The sequence below is a fragment of the Streptomyces sp. NPDC006487 genome, from assembly GCF_042870555.1.
Classification (GTDB): Bacteria; Actinomycetota; Actinomycetes; order Streptomycetales; family Streptomycetaceae; genus Streptomyces.
The window spans coordinates 223,960-241,363 of record NZ_JBIAHN010000012.1 but is presented as its reverse complement, the minus strand read 5'-3'; the positions used below and the strand labels follow the sequence as shown (position 1 = coordinate 241,363).

Annotated in this window: 19 protein-coding genes and 1 tRNA gene; 8 read left to right on the top strand and 12 right to left on the bottom strand. The window is 72.4% G+C overall.

Going from position 1 to position 17,404, the window contains the following annotated elements; translation table 11 throughout:
* Positions 1 to 14 precede the first annotated feature (14 nt).
* Together ACFYM0_RS22685 and ACFYM0_RS22680 are read left to right on the top strand one after the other, a co-directional pair.
* Positions 15 to 1,703, top strand: a complete 1,689-nt coding sequence (locus ACFYM0_RS22685) for an AMP-binding protein (RefSeq protein WP_388504260.1) — start codon at positions 15 to 17, stop codon at positions 1,701 to 1,703.
* 64 nt (positions 1,704 to 1,767) lie between these two features.
* The gene (locus tag ACFYM0_RS22680) at positions 1,768 to 2,376 is read left to right on the top strand and encodes a TetR/AcrR family transcriptional regulator (protein ID WP_327251943.1); all 609 of its coding nucleotides are present in this window, start codon (positions 1,768 to 1,770) and stop codon (positions 2,374 to 2,376) included.
* A 29-nt stretch (positions 2,377 to 2,405) separates the two neighbouring features.
* Here ACFYM0_RS22680 and ACFYM0_RS22675 read toward each other — a convergent pair whose 3' ends face one another.
* The 8 genes from ACFYM0_RS22675 to ACFYM0_RS22640 form a co-directional block, all read right to left on the bottom strand.
* On the bottom strand, positions 2,406 to 3,041 hold the full coding sequence (locus ACFYM0_RS22675; RefSeq protein ID WP_388504064.1) for an acetate uptake transporter: 636 nt from the start codon (positions 3,039 to 3,041) through the stop codon (positions 2,406 to 2,408).
* A gap of 152 nt (positions 3,042 to 3,193) precedes the next feature.
* Positions 3,194 to 4,432 carry an acyl-CoA dehydrogenase family protein gene (locus tag ACFYM0_RS22670; RefSeq protein WP_388504062.1) on the bottom strand — a complete coding sequence of 413 codons (1,239 nt, stop codon included), beginning with the start codon at positions 4,430 to 4,432 and terminating at the stop codon, positions 3,194 to 3,196.
* A gap of 9 nt (positions 4,433 to 4,441) precedes the next feature.
* Positions 4,442 to 5,506 carry a phosphotransferase family protein gene (locus ACFYM0_RS22665; protein WP_388504060.1) on the bottom strand — a complete coding sequence of 355 codons (1,065 nt, stop codon included), beginning with the start codon at positions 5,504 to 5,506 and terminating at the stop codon, positions 4,442 to 4,444.
* A 190-nt stretch (positions 5,507 to 5,696) separates the two neighbouring features.
* A complete protein-coding gene (locus tag ACFYM0_RS22660) occupies positions 5,697 to 6,608 on the bottom strand; it encodes an MBL fold metallo-hydrolase (protein ID WP_388504058.1) in 912 nt (303 codons plus the stop codon).
* Between the two features lie 105 nt (positions 6,609 to 6,713).
* Positions 6,714 to 7,016 (bottom strand): hypothetical protein, encoded by a 303-nt coding sequence (locus ACFYM0_RS22655; protein ID WP_388504055.1) that lies wholly within the window; start codon positions 7,014 to 7,016, stop codon positions 6,714 to 6,716.
* A 92-nt stretch (positions 7,017 to 7,108) separates the two neighbouring features.
* Complete coding sequence (locus ACFYM0_RS22650) at positions 7,109 to 7,459, bottom strand: DUF202 domain-containing protein (RefSeq protein WP_388504054.1); 351 nt, start codon at positions 7,457 to 7,459, stop codon at positions 7,109 to 7,111.
* Positions 7,456 to 7,857, bottom strand: a complete 402-nt coding sequence (locus ACFYM0_RS22645) for a YidH family protein (protein WP_388504052.1) — start codon at positions 7,855 to 7,857, stop codon at positions 7,456 to 7,458. Before ACFYM0_RS22645 ends, ACFYM0_RS22650 begins: the two co-directional genes overlap by 4 nt.
* Positions 7,858 to 7,866: 9 nt before the next feature.
* Positions 7,867 to 8,412, bottom strand: coding sequence for an NUDIX domain-containing protein (locus ACFYM0_RS22640; protein ID WP_388504050.1), 546 nt, complete (start codon positions 8,410 to 8,412; stop codon positions 7,867 to 7,869).
* An 82-nt stretch (positions 8,413 to 8,494) separates the two neighbouring features.
* On the opposite strand from ACFYM0_RS22640, the gene ACFYM0_RS22635 reads away from it, so the two are divergent.
* Positions 8,495 to 10,150 (top strand): FAD-binding dehydrogenase, encoded by a 1,656-nt coding sequence (locus ACFYM0_RS22635; protein ID WP_388504048.1) that lies wholly within the window; start codon positions 8,495 to 8,497, stop codon positions 10,148 to 10,150.
* Between the two features lie 44 nt (positions 10,151 to 10,194).
* Here the strand turns inward: ACFYM0_RS22635 and ACFYM0_RS22630 are convergent, their stop codons facing one another.
* Positions 10,195 to 10,620: an ASCH domain-containing protein gene (locus tag ACFYM0_RS22630; protein WP_388504046.1), complete on the bottom strand. Its 426-nt coding sequence runs from the start codon at positions 10,618 to 10,620 to the stop codon at positions 10,195 to 10,197.
* Between the two features lie 260 nt (positions 10,621 to 10,880).
* Here ACFYM0_RS22630 and ACFYM0_RS22625 point away from each other — a divergent pair, with 260 nt between their 5' ends.
* Together ACFYM0_RS22625 and ACFYM0_RS22620 are read left to right on the top strand one after the other, a co-directional pair.
* Positions 10,881 to 11,828, top strand: a complete 948-nt coding sequence (locus ACFYM0_RS22625; RefSeq protein ID WP_388504043.1) for a hypothetical protein — start codon at positions 10,881 to 10,883, stop codon at positions 11,826 to 11,828.
* A 179-nt stretch (positions 11,829 to 12,007) separates the two neighbouring features.
* Positions 12,008 to 13,597, top strand: a complete 1,590-nt coding sequence (locus ACFYM0_RS22620; protein WP_388504040.1) for an APC family permease — start codon at positions 12,008 to 12,010, stop codon at positions 13,595 to 13,597.
* 82 nt (positions 13,598 to 13,679) lie between these two features.
* Here the strand turns inward: ACFYM0_RS22620 and ACFYM0_RS22615 are convergent, their stop codons facing one another.
* Both ACFYM0_RS22615 and ACFYM0_RS22610 read right to left on the bottom strand, forming a co-directional pair.
* Complete coding sequence (locus ACFYM0_RS22615; protein ID WP_388504037.1) at positions 13,680 to 14,039, bottom strand: zinc ribbon domain-containing protein YjdM; 360 nt, start codon at positions 14,037 to 14,039, stop codon at positions 13,680 to 13,682.
* A 90-nt stretch (positions 14,040 to 14,129) separates the two neighbouring features.
* Positions 14,130 to 14,217 (bottom strand) — tRNA-Leu (locus ACFYM0_RS22610).
* Between the two features lie 168 nt (positions 14,218 to 14,385).
* On the opposite strand from ACFYM0_RS22610, the gene ACFYM0_RS22605 reads away from it, so the two are divergent.
* From ACFYM0_RS22605 to ACFYM0_RS22595, 3 genes are all read left to right on the top strand, one after another.
* Positions 14,386 to 15,711: a M20/M25/M40 family metallo-hydrolase gene (locus ACFYM0_RS22605; protein WP_388504036.1), complete on the top strand. Its 1,326-nt coding sequence runs from the start codon at positions 14,386 to 14,388 to the stop codon at positions 15,709 to 15,711.
* Positions 15,712 to 15,889: 178 nt separating this feature from the next.
* Positions 15,890 to 16,123, top strand: a complete 234-nt coding sequence (gene chpH, locus ACFYM0_RS22600) for a chaplin ChpH (RefSeq protein WP_243333973.1) — start codon at positions 15,890 to 15,892, stop codon at positions 16,121 to 16,123.
* A 177-nt stretch (positions 16,124 to 16,300) separates the two neighbouring features.
* Entirely contained in the window at positions 16,301 to 17,134 is an 834-nt protein-coding gene (locus tag ACFYM0_RS22595) for a chaplin (protein ID WP_388504033.1), read from the top strand.
* A 39-nt stretch (positions 17,135 to 17,173) separates the two neighbouring features.
* Here the strand turns inward: ACFYM0_RS22595 and ACFYM0_RS22590 are convergent, their stop codons facing one another.
* Complete coding sequence (locus ACFYM0_RS22590) at positions 17,174 to 17,362, bottom strand: DUF5703 family protein (protein ID WP_243333977.1); 189 nt, start codon at positions 17,360 to 17,362, stop codon at positions 17,174 to 17,176.
* Between the last annotated feature and the right edge of the window lie 42 nt (positions 17,363 to 17,404).

The window sequence follows — 17,404 nt, the reverse complement described above, 5'->3', positions numbered from 1 at the left end:
TTCCCCCGAACCCCGTGCCCCCGGCCCCCTCCGCCCCCGCACCGCAGCCCTCCCGCTACGCCGCCAAGCCCTGGCTCGGCCTGCTCAGCCCGGTCCAGCGGGCCCCGATCTCGCCCCCGCCCAGCGTGCTCCACGCCTTCCGCGCCGCGGTCGCCCGCGCCCCCGGGCACACCGCGCTCGCCTACTTCGACGGCCGCCTCACCTACGCCGAGGCCGACGCGCTCTCCGACTCCCTCGCCGGCCACCTCGCCTCGAACGGCACCCGCCGCGGGGACCGCGTCGCCGTCATGCTCCAGAACACCCCGCACTTCGTGCTCGCCGTCCTGGCCGCCTGGAAGGCCGGGGCGGTCGTGGTCCCGCTCAACCCCATGTACAAGTCCGGCGAGGTCGGCCACATCCTGCGCGATTCCGGGGCCACCGCCCTGGTCTGCGAGGCCCGCGCCTGGTCCGCGTACCTGCGCGGGGCCGCGCGGGAGACCGCCGTACGCACCGTCCTGACCGCCTGCGACCTGGACTTCCAGACCCGCGACGACGTACGGGTCCTCGCGCCGGGCCGCCCGGAGCAGGCGGCCGACGCCGCCGACCTCCACACCGCGGCCCGCCGGGGCCACCCCGCCCCGCCCGACCCGGAGCTCACGGCCGCCGACACCGCCCTCATCAGCTACACCTCCGGCACCAGCGGCACCCCCAAGGGCGCCATGAACCCCCACGGCGCGCTCACCCACAATGCCGTGCGCCAGGTCACCGGCCACCCCCTCCCCGAGGGCGCCGGCTACTTCGCGCTCGCCCCGCTCTTCCACATCACCGGCATGGTGTGCGAGCTCGCGGCCTGCTTCACCAACGCCGGCACCCTGGTCCTCGCCCACCGCTTCGACGCCGGAGCCGTCCTCGACGCCTTCCTCGAACACCGCCCCGCCTACGCCGTGGGCCCGGCCACCGCCTTCATGGCGCTCGCCGCACACCCCGGGACCACCCCGGACCACTTCGCCTCGTTCCAGGTGCTCTCCTCCGGCGGCGCCCCGCTGCCGCCCGCCCTGGTCGAACGCCTGCGCGCCGCCTACGGCTTCTACCTGCGCAACGGCTACGGCCTCACCGAGTGCACCGCCCCCTGCGCCTCCGTGCCCGTGCACCGCGAAGCCCCCGTGGACCCGGCCTCGGGCACCCTGTCCGTGGGCGTGCCCGGCGCCGACACCCTCGTACGGATCCTCGACGAGAGCGGCGCCGAGGTGCCCTTCGGCGAGACCGGGGAGATAGCCGTACGCGGACCGCAGGTCGTACCCGGCTACTGGGGCCTGCCCGACGACACCGCCAAGGCCTTCCCCGACGGCGAACTGCGCACCGGAGACGTCGGGTTCATGGATCCCGAGGGCTGGCTCTACCTGGTCGACCGCAAGAAGGACATGATCAACGCCTCCGGTTTCAAGGTCTGGCCGCGCGAGGTGGAGGACGTGCTCTACACCCACCCCGCCGTGCGCGAGGCGGCCGTCGTCGGCATCCCGGACCCCTACCGCGGGGAGAGCGTGAAGGCCTACGTCAGCCTGCGCCCCGGCGCCGCGGCCGACCCGGCGGAACTGTCCGCGTACTGCGCCGAGCGCCTCGCCGCGTACAAATACCCGCGCCGTGTGGAGATCCTGCCTGTCCTTCCGAAGACGACCAGTGGCAAGATCCTGCGACGGGAACTTCGGATACGTGACCACGGCTGAAAACGGCCGGACCGCGTCCGCACGGGACCGCACACGCGAGGACCACGAAAGGGAGGCGACAGCCATGGCCGCCAAGACCACGACGGAGACCGTCGGGGCGCACGAGGCCCCGGTACCGCGCCGGCTGCTCGCCGTCGCGACCAGGCTGTTCGCCGAGCGGGGCTACGACCGCACCTCGGTGCAGGAGATCGTCGAGGCGGCCGGCGTCACCAAGGGCGCGCTCTACCACTACTTCGGATCCAAGGACGATCTGCTGCACGAGGTGTACGCGCGCATGCTGCGGCTCCAGCAGCAGCGGCTCGACGCGGTGGCCGGATCAGGCGCACCCGTGGAGGAGCGGCTGCGCGCCGCGGCCGCCGACGTGGTGGTCACCACGATCGAGAACCTGGACGACGCGGCGATCTTCTTCCGCTCCATGCACCAGCTGAGCCCGGAGAAGTTCAAGCAGGTCCGGGCGGAGCGCAGGCGCTACCACGAGCGCTTCCGTGCCCTGGTCGAGGAGGGCCAGCGCACCGGGGTCTTCTCCGACGCCACCCCGGCCGACCTGGTGGTGGACTACCACTTCGGCTCCGTCCACCACCTGTCGACCTGGTACCACGAGGACGGCCCGCTGACGCCGCAGCAGGTGGCCGACCACCTCGCGGACCTGCTGATGCGGGCGCTGCGCCCGTAGGGAGCACGGGGCCGGGCCGCCGGGGCGTCCTAGCCGAGCGGTGCGACCTCGCGGCCCCAGGTCTCCTTGGCGACCACGGCGAAGGAGATGTACCAGGCGACGCCCGCGGTGAGGAGGCCGAGGAAGCCGCCGGTGTGGCCCAGCGCCGTGCTCCGCGCCAGGTCGCCGAGAGCCAGGAACAGGAACGTCAGCGCCAGCGAGACGAACAGCACGCGGTGGGCGACGTCCAGTTTCATGGCGGCGATCGACATGTACGCCGTGAAGATGAACCAGGCCACGAGGAACCAGCCGGTCGCCACGTGTGCCTGGTCGGCCGGCAGCGTCGGGACGACGAACTTCACGTAGCCGGCGAAGGACATCCAGAACGCGCCGTACGAGACGAACGCCGTGGTCCCGAAGGTGTTGCCGCGGCGGAACTCCATGACGCCCGCGACGAACTGCGCGAGGCCGCCGTAGAACAGCGCCAGCGGCAGGACGACGGCGCTGAGCGCCGCGTTCGAGATCAGTCCCGAGTTGAAGAGGCTGAGCACGAAGGTGGTGAGGGCGAACGCCGCCAGGCCGAGGGGGCCGGGGTTGGCGACCCTTGCCGACGGAGCCGCGGGCGCGGTGACGGGGGAGGCCGTGGCGTGCGGCGCGGCGACGGGGGCCAGGGTGGAGCTGGGCATGGCGAAGGGCACTTTCACTGGGGGAAATACCGAATATATCGGACTTCCCAAGTGGTCTGGACCACTAAAGGTCCGGTCCCGCGGGACCGAAGTCCCCCGCCGTGCCCGCCCCGCACGCCATGCCCGCCCCGCCCCGTCCTGCCCGCCGGAGGCTACCGGTACCGCTTCAGCTCCCGGTGCGCGAGCGAGCGCTGGTGCACCTCGTCCGGCCCGTCCGCCAGCCGCAGCGTCCGCGCCGCCGCCCACAGCTCGGCCAGCGGGAAGTCCTGGCTCACCCCGCCCGCGCCGTGCAGCTGCACCGCGTCGTCCAGGATCCGCACCACCGCCCGCGGGGTCGCGATCTTGATCGCCTGGATCTCGGTGTGCGCGCCCCGGTTGCCCACCGTGTCCATCAGCCAGGCCGTCTTCAGCACCAGCAGCCGCAACTGTTCCACGGTGACCCTGGCGTCCGCGATCCAGTTCTGTACGACGCCCTGCGCGGCCAGCTCCTTGCCGAAGGCGGTACGTCCCACCGCACGCCGGCACATGAGCTCGATGGCCCGCTCCGCCATGCCGATGAGCCGCATGCAGTGGTGGATCCGCCCCGGCCCGAGGCGGGCCTGGGCGATGGCGAAGCCGCCGCCCTCCTCGCCGATCAGGTTCCCCGCAGGGACCCGTGCCCCGTCGAAGACGACCTCGGCGTGGCCGCCGTGGTCGTGGTCCTCGTACCCGTACACGGTCATCGCGCGCCGGATCTCGACCCCCGGAGTGTCCCGGGGCACCAGGATCATGGACTGCTGGCGGCGCGGGTCGGCGCCCCCGGGGTCGGTCTTGCCCATGACGATGAAGATCTTGCAGTCCGGGTTCATGGCCCCGGAGATGAACCACTTGCGGCCCGTGATCACGTACTCGTCGCCGCTTGCGGACCGCTCGATGCGGGTCTCGATGTTCGTGGCGTCCGAGGAGGCCACCTCCGGTTCGGTCATCGCGAACGCGGACCGGATCTCCCCGGCCAGCAGCGGCTCCAGCCACTGCTTCCTCTGCGGCTCGTTCCCGAACTGCGCGAGCAGTTCCATGTTCCCGGTGTCCGGAGCCGCGCAGTTCGTGGCCGTCGGCGCCAGGTGCGGGCTGCGGCCGGTGATCTCGGCGAGCGGGGCGTACTGGAGGTTGGTCAGCCCGGCGCCGTGCTCGCCGCCGGGCAGGCCGTGCTGGTGGGTGAAGAAGAGGTTCCACAGCCCCTGACGGCGCGCCTCGGCCTTCAGTTCACCGAACACGGCCGGGGTGTCCCAGGGCGAGGCCAGCCGCGCGCGCTGCTCGGCGGCGACGGCTTCCGCCGGGTAGACGTACTGGTCCATGAACGCGAGGAGCCGTCCCCGGAGTTCCTCGGTGCGGGCGTCGAATGCGAAATCCATGGGGGTTCCTCAGCCTTCGTGCGGTTGCCGGAGTGTGGTCAGACCGTGCTCGATGAAGACCGGGACCAGCTCGCCGATCCGGTCGAAGCCCGAGCCGACGGTCTGCCCGAGCGTGTAGCGGTAGTGGATGCCCTCGAGGATCACCGCGAGCTTGAACCAGGCGAAGGCCGTGTACCAGGCGACCTGCGAGGCGTCCCGGCCGGAGCGGGCCGCGTACCGCTCGATCAGCTCGGCGGGCGCCGGATGGCCGGGGGCCGCGCTGGTCGTACTGACCGGGGAATCGGTCAGCCCCAGGTCGGAGCTGTACATCACCAGCAGTCCGAGGTCCGTCAGCGGATCGCCGAGCGTGGACATCTCCCAGTCCAGCACCGCCCGGATCCGGTCGTCGCCGCCGCCGATCAGCACGTTGTCCAGCCGGAAGTCCCCGTGCACCACGGTGGCCGCGGGGGAGTCGGGCAGGGCGCGTCCGAGGGAGCCGTGCAGTTCGTCGATCCCGGCGAGCTCGCGTCCCCGGGAGGCCGCGAGCTGCTTGCCCCAGCGGCGCAGCTGCCGGTCCAGGAAGCCCTCGGGCCGCCCGAAGTCGCCCAGGCCCACCGCCTCCGGGTCCACCGCGTGCAGGTCGACCAGGGTGTCCACCAGGCCCAGTACCGCGCGCCGGGTCCGCTCGGGGCCGAGCGCGGCGAGCTCGCCGGCCGTCCGGTACGGCACCCCGTCCACGTACTCCATCACGTAGAACGGCGCCCCCAGCACGGCATCGTCCTCGCACAGCAGCAGCGGCTCGGGTACCGGCACCGCGGTGCCGTGCAGCGCCGCGATGACCCGGTGCTCGCGCCGCATGTCGTGCGCGGTGGCCAGTACGTGCCCCAGGGGTGGCCGGCGCACCACCCAGCGGGAGCTCCCGTCGCCCACCTCGTACGTCAGGTTCGAGCGGCCGCCTTCGATCAGCCGGCCGGTCAGCGGCCCGGCCACGAGGCCCGGCCGCACCCTGTCGAGATGGACCCGCAGCCGCTCCAGATCGAGGCCTCGCGGGCCGGAGGGGGCTGCGGAGGGGGCCGGGCCCGGGGCTGAGGTCATGGTGCGCGCCTCCGTACGGAGTTGACGACGACGGAACGATCGCGACCCATGATGCCGACCAGTCGGTATGCCGTCCAGTGCGTGGGCGGAAGGGACCTCCGTTCTGCACCTCCGGCCGTCCCTCCGGCCCGTCCCTCCGGCCGTCCCTCCGGCCCGTCCCCTGCGCCTTCGCGTTCCCCCGCTCGTCCCGTCAGGCGTGGCAGAGGATCGGGGTCCCGTCGTTCATCACCGTCATGTCGCGCAGCACCGCCAGGATGTCCAGCGGGACCCCCTCGGGCTCCCCGGCCAGTTCCGCGTAGGCCCGGTGCAGGTTGGCCACCAGCCGTTCGCTCTCCCGCCAGGCGGCGAACTCCCCGAGATCGGCCTCCCGGGCCGCCTCCAGCGGGGTGAGCCCCTTCGCGCGGCCCTCCCGGGCCAGCTCGGCCACGTACCGCAGATAGCGCTCGGTGGCCTCGTAAGCGCCGGGATCCGTCAGCGGACCGTGTCCCGGTACGACCGTCTCCGCGCCGAGCGAGCGCAGCAGCTCCATCGCCCGCAGCGAACCGGCCAGCGAGCCCATCGCCAGGAACGGCGTGCCCTCCGCGAAGACCAGGTCGCCGGTGAAGACGATCCGCTGCTCGGGCAGCCACACGATGGAATCGCCCGTGGTGTGCGCGACGCCCGGGTGCAGGACCCGCACCTCGGTCTCCCCGACGTGCAGCGTCAGCCGGTCGCCGTAGGTCAGATCGGGCGGGGTGATGTCCACGGCGCCGAAGTCGGTCGCCGGCCAGATCAGCTCCAGCTGGTGCCCGGCGGCGAGCTGCTCGGAGCGCGCGTTGTGGTGCCCCACGATCGTCGCCTCCGGGGCGAACACGCCGTTGCCGTAGGTGTGGTCGCCGTGATGGTGGGTGTTGACCACCGTGCGGGGGAGCGGCGCCCCGGCGGCCAGCACCGCCGCACGCAGGGCCAGCGCCCGCCGCTCGGTGGCCGCCGTGTCGACGAGCAGGGTCCGGCCGCCACCGGTCACGAAGCCGGCGTTGTTGAGGCACCAGCCGCCGTCCGGCTGCACGTATGCGTGGATCCCGGGCGCGGGCTGGACGAGGTACGGCTCTTCGACGGGCATGCGCGGTCTCCCCGGGTCGCTGTGACGGGCTGTCGGCATCCTGCCAGTCAGGGCGGCCCGGGGGGAGGGCGTGTTCGGTCGGCGCTCGTCGGCGCTCGTCAGTGATCAGTGATCGTCGTAGTGGCCTTCGTGCTCCGCGTGCCGGTGTCCGTCGTGCAGGTAGTCGACGTGGTCGCCGTGCGGGACCGAGGAGTGTCCGCAGTCCGCGCCGTGGGCGTGCTCGTGGGCGGAGTGCGGGGCGTGCCCGGCGGGCTCGCACTCGTCCCAGTGCCCGGAGTGCTCGCGGTGCAGATGCCCGTCGTGCGCGTAGTCGACGTGGTCTCCGTGCTCGACCGCCTGATGGCCGCAGGCCGGACCGTGGGCGTGGGCGTGCTCGTGCGCGGGGTGCTCCTGGTGCAAGGTCGTCATGGCGCCGAATCTAGTGCGGAACGACCCGGATCGCCCCTTGTGTCCCCTGTGTGCCGAGGGCGGGGCACAAGTCGGACCTTCGGTTCGTCACCTCAGATGACGACCGCCATCGCGAAGACCGCGAGGCCCACCGTGCACACCGTCGCGGCCACCGCCGCACCGGCCGCGAGCCCGGCGGGGCGGGCGGCCGCCAGCTCCCGCATCCGCCGGTGAGCCACCCACACGAAGGCCAGCCAGAGCGCCACGATGACCGCGACCCCCACCAGCTCCATCGGCGAGCCCGGTCCGCGCAGGGCCTGGCGCAGGCCCAGTACGGCCGTCACCACGCACGAGAGCGTCGTACGCCGCCACGCGAGCCGGGTCCGTTCGGGCTGCAGCCCAGGGTCGCGGTCATCGGTGCCCTCGGGGTCGGCGGCGTCGGAGGCGTCGGCCGAGGCGCTCACCGCCCGGTCGTCCAGCCGAGCAGGATGACCACCACCATCCCCATCGCGACCAGCCCCACCCCCAGGCTCAGCACCACGGGGAACCGGGACATCGGCAGGTCCTCCCCCCGCCGCCGCATGGCCCGCTCGCACTGCACCCAGTGGTTCACCGCGCGCAGCGCGCAGGCGGCGCCCAGCGCGAGCAGCGCGAAGGCCATCGCCACGCGCACCGCCCACCGCAGGTCGGGCAGGAACTGGTCCACGGCGAACCCGCCGCCGATCAGGGCCAGGGCGGTCCTGATCCAGGCGAGGAAGGTCCGCTCGTTGGCCAGCGAGAAGCGGTAGTCGGGGGTCACGCCCTCGTCCCTCACCCGAGCCGGCGCGAACCACAGCCGCACGTCCTTGACGAAGTCGATCACCAGTCCAATCTACTGGCGCTCCGACCCACCGGCGCTCCGAGCCGAACCGCGGAACTCCAGCAGCCTGCGGTACGCCTCCAGCCCGTCCGGAACCCACGGCCACGAGCCGTTCGCCACCCGCCGCGCCACCTCCTCCTCCGGGAGCCACGCGTGCCAGGCCACCTCCGAGGCCTGCGGCCGGACCGGCAGCTCGCAGCGCACCTCGTGCACGTGGCTCCACCAGGCCCCGCCCGGACCCTCGTACAGGAACTTGAACAGCGGCTCGGGCTGTTCCAGCCCCGTCACCCCCAGCTCCTCCTCCGCCTCCCGCAGGGCCGCCGCGGCGTAGCTCTCGCCCGCGCCGACCACCCCGCCGACGAACATGTCGTAGTGCGAGGGGAAGACCAGCTTCGAATCCGTCCGCCGGTGGGTGAAGATCCGCCCCTGCCCATCCCGGGCCAGTACGAACACGCAGCGGTGGATCAGCCCGGCCGCGTACACCTCGCCCCGCGGGGCGCGCCCCGTCACCCGGTCCTCCCGGTCCACCACGTCCAGTACCTCGTCGGCCGCGCTCATGCCGTGATCCCTCCGCTCCTGTTGACTGGTTACCGCTCCGTAGCAAAGGATCGCCCCACCACCGACGGAGGACGGGTTCCACATGACGTACGACGCAGACGTGATCGTGATCGGGGCCGGGCTGGCGGGCCTCGTGGCCACCGCCGAGCTCGTCGACGCCGGCCGCAAGGTCATCCTGCTCGACCAGGAGCCGGAGCAGTCGATGGGCGGCCAGGCCCACTGGTCCTTCGGCGGCCTGTTCTTCGTCGACTCGCCCGAGCAGCGCCGCATGCGGATCAAGGACACCCGTGAGCTGGCCCTCCAGGACTGGTCCGGCACCGCCGGCTTCGACCGCGAGGAGGACGCCTGGCCGCGCCGCTGGGCCGAGGCCTACGTGGACTTCGCGGCCGGCGAGAAGCGCCCCTGGCTGCACGCCCAGGGCGTCAGGTTCTTCCCCGTCGTCGGCTGGGCGGAGCGCGGCGGCTACGACGCGAACGGCCACGGCAACTCCGTCCCGCGCTTCCACATCACCTGGGGCACCGGCCCCGGCCTGGTGGAGCCCTTCGAGCGCCGCGTACGGGCCGGGGTGGCCCGGGGGCTGGTCCGGCTGAAGTTCCGCCACCGGGTCACCGGGCTCTCCCGCACGGCGGGCACCCTCGACACCGTGACCGGTGAGGTCCTGGCCCCCTCCGACGCCGTCCGCGGCACCGCGAGCGGCCGCGAGGCCACCGGGGAGTTCTCGCTGCGCGCCCAGGCCGTGATCGTGACCAGCGGGGGCATCGGCGGCAACCACGACCTCGTGAGGGCCCAGTGGCCGGCCCGCCTCGGCACCCCGCCCGCGCGACTGCTCTCCGGGGTCCCGGCCCACGTCGACGGCCTGATGCTGGGCATCGCGGAAGGGGCGGGCGCCAGCCACATCAACAAGGACCGGATGTGGCACTACACCGAGGGCATCGAGAACTGGAACCCGATCTGGGACAAGCACGGCATCCGCATCCTGCCCGGCCCGTCCTCGCTCTGGCTGGACGCCACCGGCAAGCGGCTGCCCGTACCGCTCTTCCCGGGCTTCGACACCCTCGGCACGCTCGACCACATCATGAGGACCGGCCACGACCACACGTGGTTCGTCCTCAACCAGCGCATCATCGGCAAGGAGTTCGGACTCTCCGGGTCCGAGCAGAACCCGGACCTGACGGGCAAGTCGGTCCGCGGGGTCATCGACCGGGCCCGCCAGGCCGTCCCCGGACCCGTGAAGGCCTTCATGGACAACGGCGCCGACTTCGTGGTCGAGAAGGACCTCTCCGCACTGGTGCGCGGCATGAACGCGATCACCAAGGACGGGCTCCTCGACGAGGAGACGGTGCGCCGCGAAATCGTCGCCCGCGACCGGGAGATCGCCAACCCCTTCACCAAAGACCTCCAGGTCACGGCGATCCACGGCGCCCGCAAGTACCTCGGCGACAAACTGATCCGCACCGCCGCCCCGCACCGGATCCTGGACCCCGCGGCCGGCCCGCTGATCGCCGTCCGGCTCTCCATCCTGACCCGCAAGTCCCTGGGCGGCCTGGAGACCGACCTCTCCTCCCGCGTCCTGACCGCCACGGGAGAACCCCTCCCGGGCCTCTACGCGGCGGGCGAGGCGGCCGGCTTCGGCGGCGGCGGCGTCCACGGCTACCGGGCCCTGGAGGGCACCTTCCTCGGCGGCTGCATCTTCTCGGGCCGCGCGGCCGGCCGCGCGGCGTCGGCGGCCGTCTCCTGAATCCGGCCGGGCGGCCGACCCGGCCGCCCCGCCGACCCGGCCGCTCAGGGCAGACGGGTCACCAGGCGGAACCGCTCCGCCACGACCGGGGTGCCGTCGCCGACCGTGAAGCCGGGGTCGCCGACGGCCTCCCGCATCTGCGGGCCGTGCCAGAACTCTTCGTGCCCGGCACGCCATTCGGCCACTGACGTGAACCCCTCGCCCTCGTCCAGCGCGTGCCGCAGGTCCACGTCCGCCAGCCGCAGCACCCGTACGTCCGTCACCTCCAGGACGCCCACCGGGCGCCCGGCGGAGTCCACGATCACCATCCGATCGCCCGCCACGGGCAGCGGGTCCCCCGCCGCCTCGTAGTCGGCCAGGACGCCCGTGGTCGTGGTCTTGGCACCGCTCAGGACGGCCGCCACCAGCCTGTCGCGCAGCGGCCCCGGGAAGGCGAACTCGATGGGCGGGAGATCTTCGTAGGCCGTCATGGATCCCAATCTACGGTCCTGCGGGTGCTCCCGCCCGGGTCGGGTGCGCTCTGCGGGCAACGTGCCGGCAGCCCGGCGGCAACCCGGCGACAACCTGTCACGAACCGGAACAACCGCATCAACTCTCCTGTGCGAAACACCAGTTGAAACGAGCCACGCGGTGGACTGGACCTTGACGCGGAGCTGTGCGTACCGCTTTGCTGTGCGTGATCTTCCAGCCACATCGTCCAACCGCCCGCGTCCTGGAGGGAAATCCGCGGATGTCGCCCCCTCCGCCGCCCCTCGGCCGCGTCCGCAAGCGGGACGCCCAGCTCTTCGACCCCGCCCTCTGTGACACGGAACTCGTCGACGTCCGCGCGCAGTTCACCCAGGGCCGCTGGGCCAAGGCCCGCACCCTCCTCGTCGCCACCGGTGACGACTGGGACCGTCGCGGGCACCGTCTCGTCGTCCTCGCCGAAACCCCGGCCGCCACCGCGTGGGCGCGCGAGTGGCTCCTCGCCGAACCGGAGAGCGCCGACGCCGTCACCCTCCTGGCCTGCGCGGCCGTCTTCGGCGCCCTGCGCCGCAAGGGCACCCCCGAGGCCGCCGAAGAGGCCTGCCGCCGCGCCGCGGCCCTCCTCCCGGCCGACCCCACCCCCTGGCTCGGCCTGCTGCTCCTCACCCGCGCCTTCGGCACCGAAGAGGAGTTCAGCCGTCACTTCGACCAGGTCCGGGCCCGCCACCGCGAACACCACCACGCCCACCACCTGATGGTGTCCCGACTGGCCGAACGGGCCCCCGCCGCCGGCCGCGACCCGCTCCACGAGGTCTACGACTTCGCCGCCTGGGCCGCCGAGGAATCCCCGGCCGACTCCCCGCTCGCCGTCCTCCCCGTCATCGCCCACGCCGAGCGCTACCGCGTCCTCGCCGCCGGGCAGGGCCGCGACCCGGGCGCCGGAGCCGAGCACTGGTCCGGCCGCCGCGCCCGCCACGTGCTGCGCTCCGCCTTCGACTGGTGGCTCGAGTGGGAGCGCGAGGACCACCCCCGCAACCGGGTGGACCTCAACTTCCTCGCCCACGCCAAGCTCTGCGAGGGCCGCCCCGCCGAGGCCGCCGCCCTCTTCCAGCGCATCGGCAGCCACGCCACCCAGGCCCCGTGGTCCTACCCGGACCTCGACCCGCACAAGGCCTTCCTCGCCGCACGCAGCGCCGCGCTCGGCACCGCCTGACCCCGGCCCGGCCGGCGCCACCCGGCCGGCACCGCCCGTCACGTACCGCTCAACCGCTCAACCGCTCGGCCGGAGAACCGCTCAGCCAGACAGCTCGGCAAGTACCGCTCAGCCCGGACAGCTCAGCCAGAACCGCTCAGCAAGTACCGCTCAGTCCCCGCCCCGAAAGGACCCCCGCCATGCCGACGGGCAGATCCACCACGCTCACCGACCCGGCCGGCCAGGCCGAGATCCGTACGTACAAGGGTCAGGACCGCGCCCTGCGCGCCGACCGCCTCGGCACCGCCGGCCTGCTGCTCTCCGTACTCGCCGCGAGCGCGCCCCTGATGGTCGTCGCGGGCGTCATGCCCACCATCTTCGGGGTCATGGGCATCGCCGGACAGCCCCTGCTCTTCGTGATCCTCGGCGCCGTCCTCGCCCTCTTCAGCGTCGGCTACGCCGAGATGAGCCGGCACGTCCACAACGCCGGCGCCTTCTACGCCTACATCGCGCGCGGACTCGGCCCCACCGCGGGCGCCGGCGCCTCCCTCGTCGCCCTCGTCGCCTACAGCGCCATGCAGGTCGGCGTCTACGGCATCCTCGGCTTCGAGATCTCCGGCCTCTTCGCCACCTACCTCGACACCGAACTCGCCTGGTGGATACCGGCCCTGGCCGCCGTCGCCCTCACCGGCGCCCTCGGCTGGCTCAAGATCGACCTGAACGCCAAGGTCCTCGGAGTCCTCCTGCTCATCGAGGTCCTCCTCGTCGTCGTCTTCGATGTCGCCGCCCTCGGCAAGCCGGGCCCCGAGGGCCTCTCGCTGCACGCCTTCGACCCCGCGACCCTGAGCGGCGCCGGCCTCGGCACCGCCCTGTGCTTCTGCATCGCCGCCTTCGTCGGCTTCGAGCAGTCCCCGGTGTACGCCGAGGAGACCAGCAGGCCGCACATCGTCGTCTCCCGGGTGATGTTCCTCGGCGTCGGCTTCGTCGCCCTCTTCTTCGCCTTCAGCGCCTGGGCCCTCACCGTCGCCACCGGCCCCGGCCAGGTGGTCAAGGCCTCCGCGGAGGCAGGCCCCGGACTGCTCTTCCAGCTCACCGAGAGCCGCCTGGGCGTCACCTTCACCGACGTCCTGCACATCCTCTTCGTGACCGGCATGTTCGCGGCGATGCTCAGCTTCCACAACGTCGTCTCCCGCTACGCCTTCGCGATGGGCCGCGAGGGCCTGCTGCCGGCCGCCTTCGGCCGCACCAATGCCGGCACCGGCGCACCCGCCACCGGCTCGCTCCTGCAGACCGTGGTCTCCGTCGTGGTCGTCCTGGCCTTCGCCCTCACCGACGACACCCCGGCCGGCGACCCCACCGTGCCCGTCCTGCACCTGTTCACCTGGATGGGCAGCGTCGGCGCCCTCGGCGTGACCCTCCTGATGGCCACCGCCTCCTTCGCGGTCATCGCCTTCTTCGTCCGCCGCGGCACCGCCGGCGCCCAGCTCTGGCGGCTCGGCGCGGCTGGCCTCGCCGGCCTCGCGCTGCTCGCCATCGCCGTCTACACGGTCAAGGACTTCGGCGTCCTGGTCGGCGCCGCGGAGGGGTCCGCGCTGAGCTGGGTCCTGCCCGGCATCATCGCCGCCGCCGCAGTCGTGGGACTGGCGTACGGGCGCTTCCTGCGCTCCGCCCGCCCCGCGGTGCACGCCCGCATCGGTCTGGGCAACGAGGCCTTCCGCCTCGACCAGGCGGCGGAGTCGGAATCGGAGTCGGGGTCGGCCGGGCCCGTGGTCCCCGCCCCGCGCGGCTGATCCGCACCGGACGCACGAAGAGGGGCCCCGCCACGGAGGGGCCCCTCTTCGCGTCTTCGCGTCTTCGCGTGTGGAGCGGTGTTCAGGCCTTCTTGACCACGCTGGACTTCAGCTGCATGGCACCGAAGCCGTCGATCTTGCAGTCGATGTCGTGCCCGTCGACCCCGTCGATCAGCCGGATGTTGCGCACCTTGGTGCCGGCCTTGATCCCCGAGGGGCTGCCCTTGACCTTGAGCGCCTTGACGACGGTCACGGTGTCGCCGTCGTTCAGCACGTTCCCGACGGCGTCCTTCACGACCTGCTCGCCGGTGCCCGCGCCGGTCTCGGCGTCGCTCTCGGCGGGCACCCACTCGTGACCGCACTCGGGGCACACCACGAGCGCGTTCATCTCGTAGGTGTACTCACAGGAGCATTTCGGACAGGGGGGAAGGTTCTCGTTCACCGGCCCAGAATATCCCGTACCCGCCCTGCACGGCTTGCCGCGCGATGTTCCACAAACGCAGAAAACCCCACGTGAAGTGGGGTTTTCGCTTGGTGTCCGAGGGGGGACTTGAACCCCCACGCCCGATAAAGGGCACTAGCACCTCAAGCTAGCGCGTCTGCCATTCCGCCACCCGGACAAGGTGTCTGTCTCGCGTCCCTCGCGGGCCGTTCCGACGTGGAAAACATTACCAAACATTCCGGGGTCCTCGATCACACCCCCCGACGGCCGGGGATCGCCCTTGGGAGAAGCGGCCCGGAGCGCGAGGATGGAGTCAGTTCGGTACTGATCAGTGGGAGGAAGCAGCGTGAGCGAATCGGGCGCGGGCAGGACCGTCTCGGGCGAGGACGAGGTCGTCGACCTCTGCCGGGACCTCATCCGGATCGACACCAGCAACTACGGGGACCACTCCGGGCCAGGTGAGCGCAAGGCGGCCGAGTGGGTCGCGGAGCAGCTCGCCGAGGTCGGGCTGGAGCCGAAGATCTTCGAATCGCACAAGGGGCGCGCCTCGACCGTGGCGCGGATCCAGGGCGAGGACCCCTCGCGGCCGGCGCTGCTGATCCACGGGCACACCGACGTGGTCCCGGCCAACGCCGCCGACTGGACCTACGACCCCTTCGCCGGCGAGATCGCCGACGGATGCGTCTGGGGCCGCGGCGCGGTCGACATGAAGGACATGGACGCGATGACGCTGGCCGCCGTACGCGACCGCATGCGCAGCGGCCGCAAGCCCCCGCGCGACATCGTGCTGGCCTTCCTCGCCGACGAGGAGGCGGGCGGCACCTACGGCGCCCGGTACCTCGTCGACAAGCACCCCGACCTCTTCGAGGGCGTGACCGAGGCGATCGGCGAGGTCGGCGGCTTCTCCTTCACCGTGAACGAGAACCTGCGGCTGTACCTGGTGGAGACGGCGCAGAAGGGCATGCACTGGATGCGCCTGACGGTGGAGGGCACCGCGGGCCACGGGTCGATGACCAACAACGACAACGCCATCACCGAGCTCTGCGAGGCGGTGGGGCGCTTGGGCCGCCACACCTGGCCGGTACGGGTCACCAAGACGGTCCGGCACTTCCTGGACGAGCTCTCGGACGCGCTGGGCACCCCGCTCGACCCGGACGACATGGACGCCACGCTCGCCAAGCTGGGCGGCATCGCCAAGATGGTCGGCGCGACCCTGCGCAACTCCGCCGCCCCGACCATGCTCGGCGCCGGCTACAAGGTCAACGTCATCCCCGGCCAGGCCACCGCCCACGTGGACGGCCGCTTCCTGCCCGGCTACGAGGACGAGTTCTTCGCCGACCTCGACCGGATCCTCGGGCCGCGCGTGAAGCGGGAGGACGTCCACGCGGACAAGGCGCTGGAGACGGGCTTCGACGGCAAGCTCGTCGATGCCATGCAGACCGCCCTGAAGGCGCACGACCCGATCGCGCGAGCGGTCCCGTACATGCTCTCCGGCGGTACGGACGCCAAGTCCTTCGACGACCTCGGCATCCGCTGCTTCGGCTTCGCCCCGCTCCAGCTTCCGCCGGAGCTGGACTTCGCCGGGATGTTCCACGGCGTGGACGAGCGGGTGCCGGTGGAGGGCCTGAAGTTCGGCGTGCGGGTGCTCGACCGGTTCATCGACGAGTCCTGAGGCGGGCGGGAGCGGGCCGGCGGCGGAACGGGCGTAGCTAACGCCCGGGAATCGGGAAGGTGTGCGGAATCCACTGAGAAGAGTGAATGCGCTCATACGCTCGTAGCCCCGGTGATCCCTCCTCGTTACAGGTGGTGCGGTCCGCGGCTGGGACCGCGCTTGCCTACTAGGAGGAACAATGTTCAAGAAGGTTGCCGCCGCTGCGGCTGTCACCGGTGGTCTGGTTCTCGCGGGTGCGGGTCTGGCTGTCGCCGACGCGGGTGCCCAGGGTGCGGCCATCGGCTCCCCCGGCGTCCTGTCCGGCAACGTCGTCCAGGTTCCGGTCCACGTTCCCGTGAACGTCTGCGGTAACACGATCTCCGTGATCGGCCTGCTGAACCCGGCTTTCGGCAACACCTGCGTCAACGCCTGACGTATCTGAAGTACTCGGCCCCGGAGCGCATTCCAGCGCTCCGGGGCTGCCGGGCTTTACGGGCCCGATGACGATCTTTTCGGCGCACCAGGCGGGGGAGCCTGTGCGGCCGGTGCGCCGATCGGGCGTGCACGTGCGTGCGCGTGCACGACGCACACACCAGGGGACGAAGTACAGATGCGACGACAGGTACAGGTCACCGGCAAGAAGACCTTGATCACCATGGCGGCCGCGGGGGGTCTGCTCGCGCTCGGAGGGGGCTACGCACACGCGGACTCCGGCGCCTCCGGCCGCGCCGCACACTCACCGGGGCTGCTGTCCGGGAACGCCCTCAAGGCACCCGTGGACGCACCGCTGAACGCCTGCGGGAACACGGTGACGGTGGTGGGGGCGCTGAACCCGGCCTTCGGAAACCGCTGCGCGAACCTCCCGGGCCGGCCCGGACATCCGCAGCACCCACAGCACCCTCAGCACCCGGATCACCCCGAACACCCGGGCAACCCGCACGAACCGTGCGACGAGGACACCGGCCCGGGGCACCCGGAACACCCGGGCGGTCCCGGAGACCACGGGAATCCGGGCGGTCCGGGCGACCACGGGAACCCCCATGGTCCTGGCGGCCAAGGGAATCCGGGCGGCCCCGGGGATCACGGCAACCCCGGCGGTCCCGGGGATCACGGCAATCCCGGCGGTCCTGGCGATCACGGCAACCCCGGCGGCCCCGGCACCCCCGGCGGTCCGGGTACCGGGCAGCAGCCCGGGACTCCCGCCGGGCCCGGCCCCGGCGCGGGCACCGGAACGGGTCCCGGCGCAGGATCGGTGACCCCGGTGACGCACCCCGCCCCGGGAACCGGCACCGGGACGCGGACCGGTGGCGGGACTGGTTCAACCCCGGCCGGGGGACTCGCCGCCACCGGCTCCGGTGACGTCCTCACCGCCGGGGTGCCCCTGGCCGCGGGCATGCTGCTGGCCGGCGCCGTGCTCTACCGCCGGGCGCGCAGCGCGGCCTGACGGTTCCTCAGGACGCGGGCCCCGCCCCAGGGGCCCGCGTCACCAGGTCGCGCGGACCTGGCGGATGATCCGGCGGCGCAGTCGCACGCGGCGACTGCCGTCCCGAAGCAGGGTCAGCCGGTCGAGCTCCCAATGCCCGTACTCGGCGTGTTCTGTCAGCAGGCGGGTCGTTTCCTGACGTGGAACCCCGCGGGGCACGTACAAGTCGACAAATTCGTATTCCGGCATCGCATCTATTGTGCCGCGAGAGCCCCGCTACGGATAGCGTCT